The organism is Paenibacillus sp. JL3B1040 (genome assembly GCF_057063165.1).
This window is the reverse complement of record NZ_CM169317.1, coordinates 3,499,403-3,518,573: the sequence shown is the minus strand read 5'-3', so window position 1 is coordinate 3,518,573 and position 19,171 is coordinate 3,499,403. Positions and strand designations below refer to the sequence as shown.

The following is a 19,171-nucleotide window of genomic DNA, read 5'->3' as shown; positions in this document are numbered from 1 at the left end:
TCTCCTGTTCTCTCTTCGAAATAAAAGGGGGGTATGGATAGAAAGCCTCCCTCTATGATGCCATACTTCGGGCAAAAACTTAAGGGCTCCCCTGTGATAATTTGGGACGGGCCGGAATACATTTACCCTAGGTGGAAAAGCCTTCACGCCGATACTGCATAATAAACGGAAGGGGAATAAGGAGGATGGAACAAAAAAACTGGCACCAGTGGAGCAGCGAGGCGCTTCTGGAACGTTTCGGCGTCACGCGTGAACAGGGCCTGACCGATGAAGAAGCGCAGAAGAGACGCGAGGAGTCGGGCTGGAACGAACTGCAGGAGGGAGAGCGCATCTCCCCGATCCTGCTGTTCCTGAACCAGTTCAAGGATTTTATGATGCTGGTGCTGATGGGCGCCACGCTCATTTCCGGTTTTCTCGGCGAATATCTGGATGCCGTCACGATCATCGCCATCATTATTCTGAACGGGGTGCTTGGATTCATCCAGGAATTCCGCGCGGAACGTTCCTTGCGGGCGCTGAAAGAGCTGTCCGCGCCCCATGCCAACGTGCTGCGCCAAGGTGTCGTCAAGAATATTCCGGCCAGAGAGCTTGTTCCGGGGGATATCGTCCTGCTGGAAAGCGGCGACCGGATTCCTGCCGATATCCGCTGGTTATCCACGAACAGCCTGGACGCGGAAGAGTCCGCTTTGACCGGCGAATCGCATCCGGTAGGCAAACATGCGGGGGTGCTGAGCGAAAGCGACGTTCCTCTGGGCGACCAGAAGAATATCGGCTTTATGGGTACGATGATCACGCGCGGAACGGGGCGCGGGCTCGTCATCCGCACGGGCATGGACACCGAGATGGGGAAAATCGCCGATTTGATCCAAAACACCGAGGTCCAGGAAACACCGCTGCAACGGCGTCTGGAGCAGCTCGGCAAAATTTTGATTTACATGGCGCTCGGCTTGACCGTTGTCGTGGTGCTGCTGGGAATTCTGCAGGGGCAGCCGGCGAGCAGCATGTTCTTCGCCGGGGTCAGTCTGGCGGTCGCCGCCATTCCGGAAGGCCTGCCAGCGATCGTCACGATCGCGCTGGCGCTGGGCGTGCAGCGCATGATCAAACGCAAGGCGATCGTCCGCAAGTTGCCGTCGGTGGAGACGCTCGGCTGCGCCTCGGTCATCTGTTCGGATAAGACCGGCACATTGACCCAGAACAAAATGACGGTCACCCGGCTGTGGTTGGAAGGGCGGTCGCTCGAAGTGACGGGCGAAGGGTACGAGCCGGTCGGCAACGTTCTGGGTCAAGGCGTTCCCGTCGATTTGCGCAAGGATCAAAGCTTGCGCCGGCTGCTGCAGATCAGCGCCTTGTGCAGCAATGCGGTTATCTATGACGATGACCCGGAGCAGCGCGGCCGCCGCAAGACGAAGGAAGATGCCGCCGCAGCCGGACCGATCTGGAAGCTGAAGGGCGACCCGACCGAAGGCGCGCTGGTCACGCTTGCCTCCAAAATGGGCTTGTCCCCAGCCGCTTTGAGCGGGATGTATGCCCGCGACCGGGAGTTTCCTTTCGATTCCAAGCGCAAGCGGATGTCCGTCATCGTCTCGCATCAAGGCGGCAAGATGGCGTTTGTCAAGGGGGCGCCGGACATGCTGCTGGAGCGCTGCTCGTATATTTTGTGGGAAGGCAAAGTGGTTCCCTTCACCGGCACGTTCCGGCAGAAAGTGCAAGCGGCCAATGAACAAATGGCCCGCAGCGCGCTGCGCGTGCTCGGGATGGCCTACCGCGACCTGAAGCCGACGGAAGGGTCGGACCAAGAGGATCAGGTGGAATCGCAACTGATCTTCGTCGGCCTGACGGGGATGATCGACCCGCCGCGCCGTGAAGCGCGGGACGCGATCTCCGTCTGCCGCCGGGCGGGCATCAAGACGGTGATGATCACCGGCGACCATGGGCTGACCGCCGAAGCGATCGCCGCCGATCTCGGCATTTTGCCGCGGGGCGGTTCCTCGATGTCGGGCCAGCAGTTGGAGGCGCTTAGCGACGAGGAACTGGAGAAGCAGGTGGAGAACATTTATGTCTACTCCCGGGTGTCCCCGGAGCATAAGCTGCGGATCGTGAAGGCGCTGCAGCGGAACGGCCACGTCGTGGCGATGACCGGCGACGGCGTGAACGACGCGCCGGCGATCAAGGCGGCCGATATCGGCATCGCCATGGGCATGACGGGCACGGACGTATCTAAGGAAGCGTCCTCGCTGATCTTAAGCGACGACAACTTCACGTCGATCGTGGCCGCGATTGAGGAAGGCCGCAGCATTTACGAGAACATCCGCAAATTCATCCGTTATTTGCTGGCATCGAATGTCGGCGAGATTTTGACCATGTTCTTCGCCATGCTGGCCGGGTTGCCGCTGCCGCTGCTGCCGATTCAGATTCTGTGGGTCAACCTGGTGACCGACGGTTTGCCGGCGATGGCGCTGGGCGTCGATCAGCCGGAGAAGGATCTGATGGAGCACAAGCCCCGCGGCGCGAACGAGAATATTTTTGCCCGCCGGTTGGGTTGGAAAATCATCAGCCGCGGGGTGTTGATCGGCTTATGTACGCTGGGCGCCTTCTGGTTGACGCTGCGGTACGCGCCGAACGACCCGGCCCAATTGATCAAGGCGCAATCGGTCGCCTTCGCCACCCTGGTGATGGCGCAACTGATCCATGTGTTCGATTGTCGCAGCTCGCGTTCGATTTTCCACCGCAACATTTTGCAAAACAAATATCTTGTCGCCGCGGTTCTGTCGTCCATCGTGCTGCTGCTTGGGGTGATGTACATCGAACCGCTGCAGCCGATCTTCAAAACGGTGCCGCTCGGCACGCGGGAGTGGGCGATCACGCTGGTGGCCGCAGGCATTCCGACCTTCCTGATGGGCGCGGGCAGCGTCTGGTCGGGCAAACGGAACCGGCGCAGCAGCGGGCCGCGTCCGTTCGTCACCGCGAAAAGTACAAATATTCGTGCATAAAATCAATAGCTTTTGCGCCGGGCAAAAGCTAGACTAACCCTATCATTTAACGATGCAGGAGTGGGGTTAGCATGGAATTTACGAAAATGCACGGACTGGGCAACGATTTTCTGGTGTTTTACGGCGAGCAACGGCTGCCGGACAACGTATCCAAGCTGGCGATCCAATGGTGTGACCGCTATTTCGGCGTCGGCGGGGACGGCTTGGTGTATATTCTCCCGTCGGAGCAAGCGGATTTCAAAATGCGCATCATCAATTCGGACGGTACGGAAGCCGAACAATGCGGCAACGCAATCCGCTGCGTAGCCAAATACGTATATGACCGTCGTCTGGTCGATAAGACTAGCGTAACGATCGAAACCTTGGGCGCCGGCGTTCAGCAGGTGACCTTGCAGGTGGAGGACGGAGCCGTCAAAACGGTCCGGGTCGACATGGGCGAGCCCATTCTGGACGGCTTGGCCGTACCGACGACGCTGGATCAGCATCCGGTGCGAAATCAGCCGATTGAGACGGACGGCCGGGAATTTGCGTTTACGGCCGTCTCCATGGGCAATCCGCACTGCGTCATTTATGTCGACGATGCGACGAATTTCGATTTGGCGACATGGGGGCCGAAGCTGGAGACGCATCCGTTTTTTCCGCGCAAGATTAACGTGGAATTCGCTACCGTGACCAGCCGGGAGCGGGTGGAGATGCGCGTATGGGAGCGCGGAGCGGGCCCAACGCTCGCTTGCGGCACGGGCGCCTGCGCCACGCTGGTATCCTCCGTACTGAACGGGTTGACGGACCGAGCCGCCTGGATCGGGCTCAAGGGCGGCGATCTGTTCATCGAATGGGATGAACGCGACAATCATGTATACATGACCGGTCCGGCGGAAGCGGTGTATGAGGGCAGCATCGAAATTTAATCGGCATCGGCGCGCGATCATGGCAAAGCCGGGTTCCCGTAACGGGGGCTCGGCTTTTGCGACGTTATGGCGGCGGGGCCTGAACGATACCTTATCATTCTGAGCGATTTATGATAAATTAATATGATAATAGTTTGCGCCGGGGTCGATTATGAGGCGACAAAGACATCACGGCAGTCAGGGGGCAGAAGCATGAAACCGGATTTGCGCACGACTTGGCAACGCGAAATCATCGTCGGCGACGGAGCCATGGGCACTTATTTATATCAGTTGGGATTTCCGGTTGGCATTTCTTACGAAGAATTCAATTTGCTGCGTCCGGACGTGATCGGCGACATCCATTCCCGCTATCTCGATGCCGGGGCTCGGCTGCTGGAGACCAATACGTTCTCGGCGAATTACTATAAATTGTCCAAATTCGGGCTGGAGGCCAAGGTGGAGGACATTAACCGGGCTGCTGTGCGGATCGCCAAGCAAGCGGCGGGAGAACGCGCGTACGTCGCGGGGGCGGTCGGTTCCATCCGCGGCGGCAAGCGGGCGAACGTTACTGTCCAGGAGCTCGGGGCATACTTCGAGCAGCAAATCTCCGCCTTGCTGGACGAAGGGGTAGACGCGCTGCTGTTCGAGACGTTTTACGATCTGGAGGAAATGCGGATTGCCTTGGGACGAGCACGGAAACGGACGGACGTTCCGGTCATTTGCCAGTTCGCCGTCGATCAAATCGGACGCACGCTGGACGGGTTTACCATCCCCGAAGCCTTCGGAGCGCTGGTTCAGGAGGGGGCTGACGTGCTCGGCTTCAATTGCCATTCCGGTCCTAAAGGAATCATGGCTGTCATGGACGGGGTGGGAGGTCCTCTCGACGTACCGATGTCCGTATTCCCGAATGCGGGTTTGGCGGACTACGTCGATGGAGAGTATGTATATGGGGCAACTCCGGAATATTTCGGGGAATGCGCCCGCTCTTTCGCCGACTTGGGGGCCCGATTGATCGGCGGATGCTGCGGCACGACGCCGGAGCATATCGCCGCCATGTCGGACGCGCTTGAGGGGTATGCCGCTATACCGCTGGCGAACGAACCGAAGCTGCCCGAGCCGCGCCCGTCCATCTCCATAACGCTGAAAGAGCGGCCGACTGCGGCGGATGCCGGGGATGTGGGACGCGAGCTGCCGAGCTTGACCGAGCTCGTGAAAGAGCGTCATACCGTCATCGTCGAGCTGGATCCGCCGCGCGACCTGGACATCGGCAAGTTCATGGAAGGCGCGGCCGCCTTGAAAGAGGCGGGCGTCGACGCGCTCACGCTGGCGGATAACTCGCTTGCCGTGACGCGCATGAGCAACATGGCGCTCGGGCATCTCGTCCAGTCCCGGCTCGGCCTGAGACCGCTCGTGCATATCGCCTGCCGGGACCGCAATCTGATCGGCACGCAGTCGCATATGATGGGCTTCGATGCGCTTGGCATCGACCATGTGCTGGCCGTGACGGGCGACCCCGCCCGCTTCGGCGACCTGCCGGGAGCGAGTTCGGTGTACGATTTGACGTCGTTCGAGATCATTCGGATGATCAAGCAGTTGAACGACGGGATCTCTTTCTCCGGCAAGCCCTTGAAGCAAAAAGCCAAATTTGTGGTCGGCGCCGCGTTTAATCCCAATGTGAAGCATCTGCACAAAGCGGTGGAGCGGCTGGAGAAGAAAATCGCCTCCGGCGCCGATTACATCATGACCCAGCCGGTGTACGATCCCGAACTGATCGTGGCGATCAAGCAAGCGACGGCGCATCTGGACGTGCCGATCTTCATCGGCATTATGCCGCTGGCCAGCGGCAAAAACGCGGAGTATCTGCACAATGAGGTGCCCGGAATCCAGCTGTCCGAGGACGTCCGCAAGCGGATGGAAGGACTGCAGGGCGAAGAAGGGCGGACGATGGGCGTCGAGATCGCCAAAGAGCTGCTCGATACGGCGATGGAGCATTTTAACGGAATTTATCTCATGACGCCGTTCATGTTCTATGAAATGAATGTCGCCTTGATGGATTATGTCCGCGGGAAGTCCAAACGGGGCTCGGCCCACTTGTCTCGGTTCACATAATCAATTACAATAGGGTAACGGATGTGATGCCTGTGTCGCACAGTATGACAGGGTACGGCGGGGCCGTCAGATCGTATGGCGGTTACGTCGTCCAATTTGAAGTCAAGTCCGTCAATCACCGGTACGCCGAAGTCGTCCTGCGGATGCCGCGGGAATGGACGTGCTATGAGGACGGATTGAGGCGCCTGGTTCAGCGCCATATCAAGCGGGGACGCATTGATGTATACATCAGCAAAGAACGTGATGAATCCGGCACCCTTCCTTACGTGTTGAACCGGCCGGTCGTCGAAGCGTACCTGAGGGCTGCCGGGGAACTCGCCAAGCACTACGGCGTTGACGCGAAGCTAAGCGCCAGGGATCTGTTGTCCCTCCCGGACGCCTTGACGGCGCCCGCGGCGGAGGCCATCTCCGCAGGCACGGCGGAGCCCGATTGGGAACAGGTATTGACCGACGGCTTGGAGGAAGCCCTGATCGGGCTACTGGGCATGCGGGAGCGGGAAGGGAAGCATCTGGCCGCCGATTTGGGCGAGCGCCTGCAGCGGCTGGAGGCGATTCACGGCGAGTTGGTCCGGCTGGCTCCGGAGGTCGTGAACGAATACCGGAGCCGTCTGAAAGGGCGGTTGGCCGAACTGCTGGACGGGAATTATGACGAGCAGCGATTTGCGATGGAGGTGGCGGTGTTTGCCGACCGGTCCAACATCGATGAAGAGCTGATTCGCCTGAAGAGCCACTTCGGGCAGTGCCGTAGCCTGCTTCAGGCATACGAACCGGTAGGCCGCAAGCTGGATTTTCTAATACAGGAAATGAACCGGGAAACCAATACGATCGGCTCTAAAGCCAATCATTTGGCTCTAGTCAACCTGGTCGTCGAAATGAAGGCCGAATTGGAGAAGATCCGCGAGCAGGCGGCGAATCTCGAGTAAGCCGATTTCGCGGCGCCGGGTGAGTCAAGTAAATTAGGGGGAACTACCTGAACATGGCAATTAAACTTATTAACATCGGCTTCGGAAATATCGTATCGGCCAACCGGATCATTTCGATCGTCAGCCCCGAGTCCGCGCCGATCAAGCGGATCATTCAGGAGGCGAGGGATCGCCACATGCTGATCGACGCTACCTATGGGCGGCGGACGCGCGCCGTGATCATCACGGACAGCGATCATGTGATATTGTCGGCGGTTCAGCCGGAGACGGTCGCTCATCGTTTGTCCACTAAAGATGAAGACAACGACGAATAAAATGGAGAGAGATATGTCTAAAGGGTTATTAATCGTATTGTCCGGTCCGTCCGGCGTCGGCAAAGGCACGGTGTGCTCGGAGCTGCGCAAACGGATGCCGGAGCTGGTCTATTCCGTATCGGCCACCACACGGCAGCCCCGGTTGGGGGAAGAAAACGGCGTCAACTATTTCTTCAAAAGCCGCGAGCAATTCTTGGATATGATCGAGAAAGACCAGCTCCTGGAGTACGCGGAGTACGTCGGCAATTATTACGGAACTCCCCGCGATTTTGTGGAGGAGACGCTAGCCGGCGGGAAGGATATCATTTTGGAAATCGAGGTTCAGGGGGCGCTCAAGGTCAAAGAGAAATTTCCCGAAGGCGTGTTTGTATTCCTGCTTCCGCCGTCGCTCGATGAGCTGAAAGGCCGGATTCAAGGCCGGGGAACGGAGAACCAAGCTACGATCGATCACCGCATGAGCGTGGCGGCCTACGAGATCGGACTGATGGAGAATTATGATTACGCCGTCGTCAATGACGAGATCGATTTGGCCTGCCAAAGAATCCAATCCATTATCATCGCCGAACATTGCAAAATCAGAAAGTCGTGCTAACGCCTGCGCGTTAATGCGGCGGTGAGTCCAAATAAGAAGAGGTGTTTTGAACATGCTGTATCCATCGATTGACAAAATGCTCGGCAAAGTCGGCAGCAAATATTCGTTGGTCGTCGCTGCTTCCCGGCGAGCCAGACAACTGCGCGAAGGGGAAAAAAGCGAACTGAAGCAGCCGAGATCTCATAAGCAGGTGGGCATCGCGCTTGAAGAGATTTACGGCGACTACATCAAGCTGAAACACCAAGATTCGGAGCCCGAAGAGAACGACAAAGATTAAAGACATAGCCATATAGGAAAGGCCTCCGGGCTTCTTTTTACGACAACCGAGAGGTTGTTATTTTTTTCGTTTGGGGAAAGCGAGGGGTAGCGATGTTAACCGGCAAGAAGGTTTTATTGGGCGTGACCGGCGGCATTGCCGCGTTCAAGGCGGCATCCTTGTGCAGTAAGCTGGTGAAGGAAGGCGCGGAGGTTCGCGTCATTATGACCGAATCGGCGACCAAATTCATCACGGAGCTGACCATGCAAGCGTTATCGAAAAATTTCGTGTATACCGACACTTTTGACGAGAAGCATGCCGAATCGATCGCCCACATTCATTTGGCGGATTGGCCGGATCTGGTGCTGGTGGCGCCGGCGACGGCCAACATCATCGGCAAAATGGCGGCGGGCATCGCCGACGATATGCTGTCGACGACGCTGCTGGCGACCCAGGCGCCAATCATGCTTGCGCCGGCGATGAATGTGCATATGTACGAGCATCCGGCCGTCACCCGCAATTTGGCGGAGCTGGCCGCACGCGGCGTCATGATGATCGAGCCCGGGGAGGGCTTGCTGGCGTGCGGATACACCGGTAAGGGACGGATGGAGGAGCCGGAGTCGATTGCCCGGGTCGTGAAAGATTATTTTGCCCGGGAAGCCCGCATTTCGCAACGGCCTCTGGCCGGCAAGAAGGTCGTCGTTACCGCCGGAGGCACCGTGGAACGGATTGACCCGGTCCGCTATATCACCAACGATTCCTCGGGGAAAATGGGTTTCGCCATCGCCAAAGCGGCGCGGCGCCTCGGCGCGGAGGTCGTGTTGATCGCCGGGCATACGCAGGTGGAGCCGCCGGCCGGCATTCCAATCACCCGCGTGCTTTCGGCTCAGGACATGTTCGAGGCGGTGCAGGCGGTATGGGCGGATACCGACATTCTCGTGAAAGCCGCCGCCGTCGCGGATTATCGGCCGAAGGAGGCTTCCGCGCAAAAAATCAAAAAAAACGAGGCTTCACTCGTGCTGGAGCTCGTGAAAAACATCGATATTCTGGAAACGCTGGGCAAGCAAAAAACGACGCAGTTCCTGATCGGCTTTGCGGCCGAAACGGAAAACGTGGAGCAGCATGCCATGGATAAGCTGAAGCGCAAAAACTGCGATCTGCTGGTGGCGAACGATGTTACCGCGCAGGGAGCCGGGTTCGGCTCCGAAACCAACATCGTGAACATTTACGATGCCTCCGGCTTAGTTCGATCCGTACCGCAGATGGCCAAGGAGGAAGTCGCGCATCAAATTCTGGAGCTGGCGGGCGAACGTTTGGCGGGAGAGGGCCGATGACTTATCGTATGGCCAAAGTCATCGTCGATGTGCCGAGCCGGGAAACCGACCGGCCTTTTGACTATTTAATCCCTGAATCGATGGCCGGCTGGATCGAGGTGGGCAGCCGGGTCGGCGTTCCGTTCGGGCGCCGTACGGTTCAGGGTTTTGTCGTTTCCCTGCACGAGCAGCCGGAGATGGACCGGGCGCGGATGAAGCCGATTCAGGAGCTGCTCGACCTGATGCCGCCGCTGCCTCCGGACCTGGTGGAATTGGCGGAGTGGATGAGCCGCAAGTACGCCTGCAGCCTGATTGCGGCGCTGCAGGCGATGGTTCCGGCCGCGCTGAAAGGCAAGGCCGAACGGTATATTCGCGCGGCGGATGACGAAGCCGCGGATGGAGGGCGGCCGGCCGGGCCGGGGGGACAGCCGGATGGCGCGGACGGCCTGTTTGCGCTGCCGCGTCTGTTCACGCCGGAGGAAGAGGAAATCCTGAACTTCGTGCGGGCCTCCGACTCCGTCACGATGAACCAACTGGGCGCCAAATATCCGGAAGCCGCCGGCCTGATTAAAGATATGCTGGCCCGGGGCGTGCTGACGGAAAGCCAGGCGATCAAGGACAAGGTGCGCAAGAAGACGGTCAAAACCGTGGCGGCCGCAGTCAGCGGCCAGGCGGCGAAGGAAGCGTTGGCTTCTTTTGGTCCGCAGGCGCGCCGGCAAAAGGAAGTTCTGGCCTACTTGCTGGAGGTCGGTTTGCCGCAGTCGCTGCAGGAGGTGCTGTCGACGCTGCAGGTGACGGCCGGAACGGTCAAGAAGCTGGCGGACAAAGGATTCGCCGTCATCGAGGACGTCGAAGTGTTTCGCGACCCGTATCAGGGCCGGCGTTTTCAAGGCAGCGAGCCGCTGGCCCGGACGCCGGAGCAGGAGCTGGTCTACCGCCGCCTGGCGAAAGCGCTGGATGAAGAGCGGCATGAGGTCTTCTTGCTGCACGGGGTTACCGGCAGCGGCAAAACCGAGGTGTATTTGCAGACGATCGAGCGCTGCATCGCTGCGGACCGGCAGGCGATCGTACTGGTGCCGGAAATTTCGCTGACCCCGCAGATGGTCGAACGGTTCAAGGGGCGCTTCGGCGCGAAGGTGGCGGTGATGCACAGCCGCTTGTCCACCGGCGAGCGTTACGACGAATGGCGTAAAATCCGCGAGGGCCGCGTGGAGGTGGCGATCGGCGCACGCTCGGCGATCTTCGCCCCGTTCAGCCGCTTGGGATTGATCGTCATGGACGAAGAGCATGAGACGTCCTACAAGCAAGAGGAGTCGCCGAAGTATCATGCCCGCGACGTGGCCGTCAAGCGAGCCCGTCAGCATGGCGCGGCCGTGATTCTGGGGTCGGCCACCCCGTCGCTGGAGAGTTACCACGCGGCTCGTTCGGGCGGCGGCGATTACGGGGAGTTTGCCCCGGTATTGCTGGAAATGAAGCAGCGTCCGTCCGGCAGCCAATTGCCCGGCGTTCAGATCGTCGATATGCGCGAGGAATTGAAAGAAGGCAACCGCTCGATGTTCAGCCGCGCCCTGCATCAAGGGATCGCAACGCGGCTGGAGCGCGGGGAGCAAACCGTGCTGCTGCTGAACCGGCGCGGGTATTCGACGTTCGTGATGTGCCGGACCTGCGGTTACGTGGCGAGTTGCCCGGATTGCGACATTTCGCTGACCTATCATCAGAAGTCGAACAATCTGCGCTGCCATTACTGCGGTTACGCGGAAGCCGCTCCATCGGTATGCCCGGAATGCGGCAGCGAGCATATCCGTTATTTCGGAACCGGAACGCAGCGGGTGGAAGGGGAACTGGCCAAGCTGTTTCCCGGCATCCGCGTGATTCGCATGGACGTTGACACCACGAGCGAAAAAGGCGCTCACGAGAAGCTGCTGCAGGCGTTCCGCGAGAAGAAAGGCGATGTGCTGCTGGGAACGCAGATGGTGGCGAAGGGGCTGGATTTTCCGGACGTGACGCTGGTTGGCGTCATCGCCGCGGATACGGCGCTGAACTTCCCGGATTTCCGCTCGGCGGAGAAGACGTTCCAATTGTTGACGCAGGTCGCCGGGCGGGCGGGGCGCCATCAACTGCCCGGAGAAGTATTCATTCAATCTTATATGCCGGAGCATTATTCGATCGTTCATGCGAGCGGCCACGATTATTTGTCGTTTGTGCGCGAGGAGTTGAAGCACCGCAAGACGCTTCATTATCCGCCCTACAGCCGATTGATCCTGGTGACGCTGTCGCACGAGAAGCTGCCGCTGCTGTTGCGGATGGCGGAGAACTTCGCCGGCGATCTGCGGGCCAAGGCCCAGCGCCAAGGGTGGTTCGGCAGTCTGGACCGGTTTGCGCCGGCCGCTCTGGACATTCTCGGTCCCGTAGCGTCGCCGATTCCGCGCATCAAGAACCGCTACCGCTTCCAGTGCATGGTGAAATATCGCGGTGACCTTGATGCGGTGGGCCTGATCCGGGAGACGGCGGCGGCCACGCTGGACCAGTTGCGCGACGCGATGCTGCAGATCAGCATCGATGTGGATCCGCAAATGTTGATGTAATTCTTGCGGACTGGAATGATCCATTTCTTATCTGCTGACATATATTTGGGTTAGAATAGGGAAAAGAGCAATCGAACTAGCGAAGTGAAGACGGGAAAGGGAGTGCCAACATGGCGATTCGGATCATCGTGAAGGAACCGGATGAAGTGCTGCACCAGATAGCCAAGGAAGTCAAGAAAATTACGCCGAACATTCAAAAGCTGCTGACCGATATGGCGGATACGATGTACGATGCGGAGGGCGTCGGTCTGGCCGCTCCGCAAATCGGGATCCTCAAGCGGGTCATCGTGGTGGATGTCGGCGATGAAAATGGATTGATCGAGCTGGTGAATCCGGAAATCGTGTCCACGGAAGGCGAACAATTCGGGCCGGAGGGCTGCCTTAGCATTCCGGGGTATCGCGGCGATGTCCGCCGAGCTATGACGGTTACGGTCAAAGGGCTGGACCGCAACGGCAACGAAGTGAGCTATACGGGTTCGGAACTGTTGGCGCGCGCTTTTCAACACGAAATCGATCACCTGAACGGCGTATTGTATACGGATGTGGCGGAAAGAGTGTACGAAATTACCCCCGAGGGGGAAGAGAAGGAGTGAATAGCGCCCGATGAATATCGTATTTATGGGGACACCGGCGTTTGCGGTGCCATCGCTGGAAGGGCTGCTGCGCGAGGGGTACAACATCGTCGGCGTCGTCACTCAGCCGGACCGGCCGCAAGGGCGCAAGAAGCTGTTGACGCCGACGCCGGTGAAGGAGGCCGCCCTGCGCCACGGGCTTCCCGTGCTGCAGCCGGCGCGGATGCGCGCGCCGGAGGCGGTGGCGGAAGTCGCCGCACTGGAGCCCGACCTGATTGTCACCGCAGCGTATGGCCAAATTCTGCCGAAAGGCGTGCTTGACCTGCCGCAATATGGCTGCCTGAACGTGCACGGTTCGCTGCTGCCGAAATATCGCGGCGGGGCGCCGATTCAACGGGCGATCATAGGCGGCGAGAAGGAAACGGGCATCACTTTGATGTATATGGCCGAGGGACTCGACACCGGGGATATGATCGCCAAGGCGGTTGTGCCGATCGACGATGAGGATACGTCGGGCACGTTGTTCGAGAAGCTGAGCGAAGCCGGGGCGCGGCTGCTGCTTGCGCAGTTGCCGCTAATTCTGGCCGGGACGGCGGCGCGTATCCCGCAGAACGATGCGGAATCGACCTACGCACCGAACCTGACGCGGGAGGATGAACGGATCGATTGGAGTGCGACTTCCCGGCAAATCTATGACCGCGTGCGGGGGCTGGTGCCTTTCGCCGGCGGTTTTACGACCTGGAACGGCGAGGTGTTCAAGGTTTGGGCGGTGGCCAAGCCTGCGGAGGCCGAACCTTCTGCGTCGGCGACCGGACCAGCGCCGGGCACGGTACTGGAGCTGGCGCCGCAGGGCATTCGAGTCAAAACCGGCGACGGCTCCGTCTGGCTAACCCGGGTTCAACCTGCCGGCAAGAAGGCGATGGAGGCCGGCGAATTCATCCGCGGCGGCGTGATGACCATCGGGACGGTCCTGTCATGAGCGGCGCAGGTAAGGGGCCGGGCCCGGCTTCGGGCTCGGGCGGCGGCAAGAGACCAAGCTCGGGCGCGAGAGCGGCTGGACAAGCCGATGGAGGCCGGAGGGCGGCACGGTCGTCCGGAGCATCGTCATTCCGCGGGGACGGCCGAAGTTCGGGAGCTCCGTCCGCCCGCGGCGTGGCGCTGCAGGTGCTAACCGCCGTCGAGCAGGAGGGCGCCTACAGCAATCTGCTGCTGAACGGAGCGCTGCAAAAGTCCGGATTGACCGGACCGGACGCCGGTCTGGCTACCGAGCTGGTCTACGGCACCATTCAGCGGCTCAATACGATCGACTATTTTCTGGAGCCGTTTGTGACGAAGGGACTGGCGAAATTGGCGCCTTGGGTGCGTAATTTGCTGCGGCTCAGCTTCTATCAACTGCATTACCTTGACCGGATTCCTCCGCATGCCGCAGTGAACGAAGCGGTAAATCTGGCCAAAAAGAAGGGGCATCAAGGCATCTCCGGGATGGTTAACGGCGTGCTGCGCAGCGTGTTGCGCCGCAAAGACGAGCTGCGTTTGCCGGAAGGACTGGCCCCCATGCAGCGCATCGCGCTTGAGCATTCCCATCCGGAGTGGATGGTCTCGCTTTGGATCCGGCAGTATGGCGAAGAGGCGGCCGAGGCGATTTGCCGCGCCAACAATGAGCCGCCTTCGGTCAGCGTTCGGGTCAACCGGGCCAAAACCGGCCGGGACGAGATGCTGCGCTTGATGGAAGAGCAGGGGCTGCGGGCCTTGGCTTCGCCGATCTCGCCGGACGGCATCGTGGTACATAGCGGGGGAAATATGGCGCTGACTTCCTGGTACCGAGACGGGCTGATTTCCGTGCAGGACGAAAGCTCGATGCTGGTGGCCGAGGCGCTGGCCCCGCTGCCGGGCATGACGGTGCTGGACTGCTGCGCGGCGCCCGGAGGCAAGACCTGCCATATCGCCGAAATCATGGAGGGGCGCGGGCGGGTGCTGGCGAACGACATCCATCCGCACAAGGCGAAGCTGATCGAGGATCATGCCCAGCGGTTGGGCCTGGACAACGTCGAGACGTTGTCGGGCGACGCCCTGCAGTTGGCCGAGCGGCTGGACACGGCCTCCTTCGACCGGATTTTGCTGGACGCGCCTTGCTCCGGGCTTGGCGTGATCCGGCGCAAACCGGATTTGAAATGGGCGAAGACTCCCGGGGACGTGGCGGAGATCGCCGGCGTCCAGCGGGCGCTGCTTGACTCGGTCAGCGGGCTGTTGAAGCCCGGCGGACTGCTGGTTTACAGCACTTGCACGATCGAGCCGCGCGAAAACGCCGAGATGATCGCTTCTTTCCTGAGCCGCCATCCGGAATTTGAGCTGGCGGGCGAGCCGACCGGCTGGAATGAGCGGCAGTCTTTGGCATTCGCTGCAGGGCGGGTGGAAGGCGGCCTGCAGATTTTGCCGCAGGACGCCCATTCGGACGGATTCTATATCGCTCGGCTGCGCAAGAAGCTCGAGGGACAATGAGTGACAGGGGAGGTCAAGCGCCGTCGTGACCGGCGGGCTTGGCCTTTTTACGCGGCCGCGCCGCGGCGGACGACTTTAGTCGGAAGGCGATTTATGATAAAATAGGAGGAATGAGTGGGCAAATTTCGAAATTTACGTGGACAGGTGTGTGAAGATGAAACCTTTTATATATGATTATACGTTGGAAGAATTGCAGGAATGGACTGCCCGGCAGGGAGAACCCGCGTTTCGCGGCGGCCAGATTTTCGATTGGCTGTACGTGAAGCGCGTTGGTTCTTTCGAAGAGATGACCAACTTGTCCAAAGCGCTCCGCCAGAGGCTTGACGAAGAGTTTGCGTTTGTGACGCTGCGGGAGATAACCAAGCTGGAGTCGAAGGACGGAACGGTAAAGTTCCTGTTCGGGCTGCACGATGATCATGCGATCGAAACGGTCATCATGAAGCATAATTACGGCAACAGCATTTGCGTGACCACCCAGGTCGGCTGCAAAGTGGGCTGTACGTTTTGCGCTTCGACGCTGGGCGGCCTGAAGCGGAATCTGACGCCGGGAGAAATCGTCGCGCAGGTGGTGCAGGCGCAGAAAATCCTGGATACGAGAGGGGAGCGCGTCAGCAGTATCGTCATCATGGGAACGGGCGAGCCGTTCGAGAATTATGAAGCGACGATGAAATTTTTGCGGATTATGATCCATGAAAAGGGCTTGAACATCGGACAACGGCATATTACTGTATCAACGAGCGGGATTGTCCCGAACATTTACCGGTTTGCGGACGAGAACACGCAAATCAATCTGGCGATCTCGATCCATGCGCCAAATGACGCGCTGCGATCCAAGCTGATGCCGGTGAATCGGCGCTTTCCGTTCGACGACGTGATGGAGGCGCTGCGCTACTATATCGCCAAAACGGGCCGCCGGGTGACGTTCGAGTACGCTTTGATCGGCGGGGTGAACGACCAGCCGGAGCATGCGGAGGAACTGGCCGGCGTGCTGAAGGATATGCTGTGCCACGTCAATTTGATTCCGGTCAACTATGTGCCGGAGCGCAAGTACGTGAGAACGTCGCGCAACGATATTTTTCAATTTCAACGCATATTGGCGGACAAAGGCATCAATGTGACGATCCGCCGCGAGCAAGGCCATGATATTGCCGCGGCCTGCGGGCAACTGCGGGCGAAGCACATGGAGTCTGGTGCGAGGTGAGCGAATGTGATGAATTGCGTTTATGTTAGCGATGTGGGGCGAGTCCGTTCCGTCAATGAGGACTGCACGTGGGTCAATCAGTTGGAGTCGGGTTATACGCTGGCCATCGTCGCGGACGGAATGGGCGGCCACCAGGCGGGCGATATAGCCAGCCGCATGGCGGTCGAGACGATTACCGGGGATCTGGGAACGCTGCCTTCGGGCTTGTCGGCCGAGGCTTGCGGGGAAGAATTGAAGAAAGCGATTCTCCACGCGAACGAGGCCGTGTTCCGCAAGGCAACGGAGCATGCGGAGTACCACAGCATGGGGACCACGATCGTCGCCGGGATCTTTGCGGGCCGCGATGGCGTGATCGCCCATATCGGAGACAGCCGGGCCTACCATTTCCGGCAAGGCCGGCTGGTCCAGTTGACCGATGACCACTCGCTGGTCAACGAGCTGCTGAAGAACAAGCAGATCAGCGAAGAGGAAGCGACGACTCATCCGCATCGCAATGTGGTGACCCGTGCGCTGGGCACCGATGAGCGGGTCGAGGTCGATTTGAACCGGGTGTCGCTGGAGCCGGGGGACATTTTGCTGTTGTGCAGCGACGGGCTCAGCAACTACGTGACGCCGGAACAAATGGTCTTGACGCTTGGCTCGGACGATCTTGGGTTAAACGATCGCGCCGATCGTTTGCTCCAGCTGGCGCTGAACGCGGGAGGCGACGATAACATCAGCGTCGCCCTGCTGGAACAACATGAGGATGCCGAGTTAGGCATAAAGGAGTGGAATTCATGATCGGACACGAATTGGGCGGTCGTTATCAAATCATCGAACGGATCGGCGGTGGGGGCATGGCGCTCGTCTACAAAGCGCAGGACCTGCTGCTGAACCGCTTTGTGGCCATCAAGGTGCTGCGTCAACAATTTGTGAATGACGAGGAATTTATCCGGCGTTTCCGCCGGGAGGCCCAGTCTGCCGCCTCCTTGTCGCATCCGAATATCGTCAGCGTGTATGATGTCGGACAAGAGGACGAAGTCCATTACATCGTTATGGAATACATCGAAGGGCAAAACCTAAACGAAATCATCAAGGAACGCGCCCCGTTGCAAGTCGACGAGGCCGTCCGAATCGCCTCGCAAATCGCCGATGCGTTGGATCACGCCCATCACAACCAAATTATTCATCGCGATATTAAACCTCATAACATCTTGATCGGGCGAAACGGACGAGTCAAAGTGACGGATTTCGGGATTGCGCGCGCCGTCACGTCGGCGACGATCACGCAGACCGGCTCGGTGGTCGGCTCGGTGCATTACTTCTCGCCGGAGCACGCGAAGGGCGTCGCCACCGGGGAGAAATCCGACCTCTATTCGCTGGGGATCGTGCTGTATCAAATGCTCACGGGCCGCTTGCCGTTCCTCGGCGAAAGCCCGATCAGCGTAGCGCTGAAGCATCTGCAGGAGGAATTCGACGAGCCGCGGATGGTGAATCCGATGATTCCGCAGAGCGTGGAGAACATCATTCTCAAGTCGATGCGGAAAAATCCGGGCGAGCGGTACCAATCCGCCAAGGAGATGCTGCGCGACCTGGAAACCTGCCTGCTGCCGGAACGCAGAACGGAATCGAAACTGGCCTTTATTGAAGATCATGACGAAGACAGCACGCGCATCATCCCGGCGATCCGGCCGCAAAACCAAGCTTCTCCGGCGGGGTCGTCCAAGTTGTCCCGCGACGGCGGGACGGCGGTAGAGGAGCGAAGCGGCACCCAGAAGAAGAAAATTTGGGGCAAGCCGGCGCTTTGGGTCAGCTTGACGTTGGTCGTCCTGCTGGCACTGGCCGGTGTGGCTTGGTACGTCACGAGCCTGGTTACCGTAGCGGAGGTAGCCGTGCCGAACGTGCTTAACCTGGAAGAGGAGAAGGCGGTTCAGGCGCTGGCCGATAAAGGTATTGTCGTAGGGAACGTTGCTCGGGAATACAAAGAAGGCGTGGACGAGGGCATCGTCTATGAGCAGAGCAAGCCGGAGGGGACGATGGTGAAGGAGGGTTCGGCTATCGATCTGAAGGTTAGCACGGAGAAGCCGCCGGAGAAAATGCCGGAGTTAACCGGAACTTATGAAGAGGCGCTGCGGCAGCTGAAGGAGCTTGGCGTAGCCGAGGCCCGCGTGACGAAAAAAGAGGAAAACAGCAGCGAAATCGAACCGGGTAAGATCATCAGCCAGTCGCCGGACGCCGGTGCGGAGTTTAATCCCGAGACGGTGGACGTCGTCCTGAAGGTCAGCAAGGGACCGGACGAGGTGATGATGCCGAATCTCGTGAACAAAACGCAAGCGGAAGCGGAAAAAATGCTGCGGGACGCGGGGCTGGAGCTGGCTGAAGACGGCATCAAGGAAGAAGCGAGCTTCGAGGTCGAAGCGGGCAAAGTGACGAAGCAGTGGCCTTATGCGAAAGATGAAATGGTGGCGCCGGGTTCGAAGGTGACCTTGTTTATCAGCACCGGCTACCCGCCGGAAGCGATCAACTATACGTTCCAGGTGCCGGCCGTGCCTGCCCAGGAAGGTCAAATCAGCAAATACACGATCGTGTACGGGGATGCCCGCGGCGAAGGCCGCGAATGGGGGACGCAAAAGGTAGGCAAAGCGCAATATCTGGCGGTCGACCTCGTTCTTGCGCCAAACAAGAACGGTTACGTCACGGTTTCGCGCGACGGCGTCATGCTCGACACCTACCCGATCTCGTACATCGATGCCAAGCAAGGGACCGTTCCGGTGCCGCAATTCCCGGATACCGGCGAGCCGGACGAGGATACGATGGACATGGAGTCGGGCGAGAATCCACCCGACACCGGCATGAATTTATCGGGCAAGCTGGCCTCGCTCCAAAGCGAGCTGGGCGCAGCCCAAGGTAAAGGAAAGGCGGGTAAACGAAACAAACATGGCGATTAAGTC

The 19,171-nt window shown here is 59.4% G+C and carries 15 protein-coding genes; all 15 read left to right on the top strand.

What is annotated here, in order from left to right; genetic code table 11:
• Positions 1-185 precede the first annotated feature (185 nt).
• The gene (locus tag ACZF99_RS15930) at positions 186-2,990 is read left to right on the top strand and encodes a calcium-translocating P-type ATPase, SERCA-type (RefSeq protein WP_483606065.1); all 2,805 of its coding nucleotides are present in this window, start codon (positions 186-188) and stop codon (positions 2,988-2,990) included.
• A 71-nt stretch (positions 2,991-3,061) separates the two neighbouring features.
• Entirely contained in the window at positions 3,062-3,898 is an 837-nt protein-coding gene (gene dapF / locus ACZF99_RS15925) for a diaminopimelate epimerase (protein WP_483606064.1), read from the top strand.
• A gap of 192 nt (positions 3,899-4,090) precedes the next feature.
• Entirely contained in the window at positions 4,091-5,986 is a 1,896-nt protein-coding gene (locus ACZF99_RS15920) for a bifunctional homocysteine S-methyltransferase/methylenetetrahydrofolate reductase (protein ID WP_483606063.1), read from the top strand.
• Between the two features lie 32 nt (positions 5,987-6,018).
• Entirely contained in the window at positions 6,019-6,909 is an 891-nt protein-coding gene (locus tag ACZF99_RS15915; RefSeq protein WP_483606062.1) for a YicC/YloC family endoribonuclease, read from the top strand.
• Positions 6,910-6,962: 53 nt separating this feature from the next.
• Positions 6,963-7,223 (top strand): extracellular matrix/biofilm regulator RemA, encoded by a 261-nt coding sequence (remA, locus tag ACZF99_RS15910; RefSeq protein WP_018751582.1) that lies wholly within the window; start codon positions 6,963-6,965, stop codon positions 7,221-7,223.
• Between the two features lie 13 nt (positions 7,224-7,236).
• Entirely contained in the window at positions 7,237-7,815 is a 579-nt protein-coding gene (gmk, locus tag ACZF99_RS15905; protein ID WP_483606061.1) for a guanylate kinase, read from the top strand.
• Between the two features lie 52 nt (positions 7,816-7,867).
• Positions 7,868-8,092 carry a DNA-directed RNA polymerase subunit omega gene (gene rpoZ, locus ACZF99_RS15900; protein WP_483606060.1) on the top strand — a complete coding sequence of 75 codons (225 nt, stop codon included), beginning with the start codon at positions 7,868-7,870 and terminating at the stop codon, positions 8,090-8,092.
• 92 nt (positions 8,093-8,184) lie between these two features.
• Positions 8,185-9,405, top strand: a complete 1,221-nt coding sequence (gene coaBC, locus ACZF99_RS15895; RefSeq protein WP_483606059.1) for a bifunctional phosphopantothenoylcysteine decarboxylase/phosphopantothenate--cysteine ligase CoaBC — start codon at positions 8,185-8,187, stop codon at positions 9,403-9,405.
• Complete coding sequence (gene priA / locus ACZF99_RS15890) at positions 9,402-11,969, top strand: primosomal protein N' (protein WP_483606058.1); 2,568 nt, start codon at positions 9,402-9,404, stop codon at positions 11,967-11,969. The genes coaBC and priA overlap by 4 nt, the downstream gene beginning before the upstream one ends.
• A gap of 110 nt (positions 11,970-12,079) precedes the next feature.
• Positions 12,080-12,562, top strand: a complete 483-nt coding sequence (def, locus tag ACZF99_RS15885; protein WP_483606057.1) for a peptide deformylase — start codon at positions 12,080-12,082, stop codon at positions 12,560-12,562.
• Between the two features lie 10 nt (positions 12,563-12,572).
• Positions 12,573-13,520 (top strand): methionyl-tRNA formyltransferase, encoded by a 948-nt coding sequence (gene fmt, locus ACZF99_RS15880; protein WP_483606056.1) that lies wholly within the window; start codon positions 12,573-12,575, stop codon positions 13,518-13,520.
• Entirely contained in the window at positions 13,517-15,040 is a 1,524-nt protein-coding gene (rsmB, locus tag ACZF99_RS15875; RefSeq protein WP_483606055.1) for a 16S rRNA (cytosine(967)-C(5))-methyltransferase RsmB, read from the top strand. The genes fmt and rsmB overlap by 4 nt, the downstream gene beginning before the upstream one ends.
• 154 nt (positions 15,041-15,194) lie before the next feature.
• The gene (rlmN, locus tag ACZF99_RS15870; RefSeq protein ID WP_483606054.1) at positions 15,195-16,241 is read left to right on the top strand and encodes a dual-specificity RNA methyltransferase RlmN; all 1,047 of its coding nucleotides are present in this window, start codon (positions 15,195-15,197) and stop codon (positions 16,239-16,241) included.
• Positions 16,242-16,247: 6 nt separating this feature from the next.
• Complete coding sequence (locus tag ACZF99_RS15865) at positions 16,248-17,021, top strand: Stp1/IreP family PP2C-type Ser/Thr phosphatase (protein WP_483606053.1); 774 nt, start codon at positions 16,248-16,250, stop codon at positions 17,019-17,021.
• Positions 17,018-19,168, top strand: a complete 2,151-nt coding sequence (pknB, locus tag ACZF99_RS15860; protein ID WP_483606052.1) for a Stk1 family PASTA domain-containing Ser/Thr kinase — start codon at positions 17,018-17,020, stop codon at positions 19,166-19,168. The genes ACZF99_RS15865 and pknB overlap by 4 nt, the downstream gene beginning before the upstream one ends.
• The last annotated feature ends 3 nt before the right edge of the window (positions 19,169-19,171 follow it).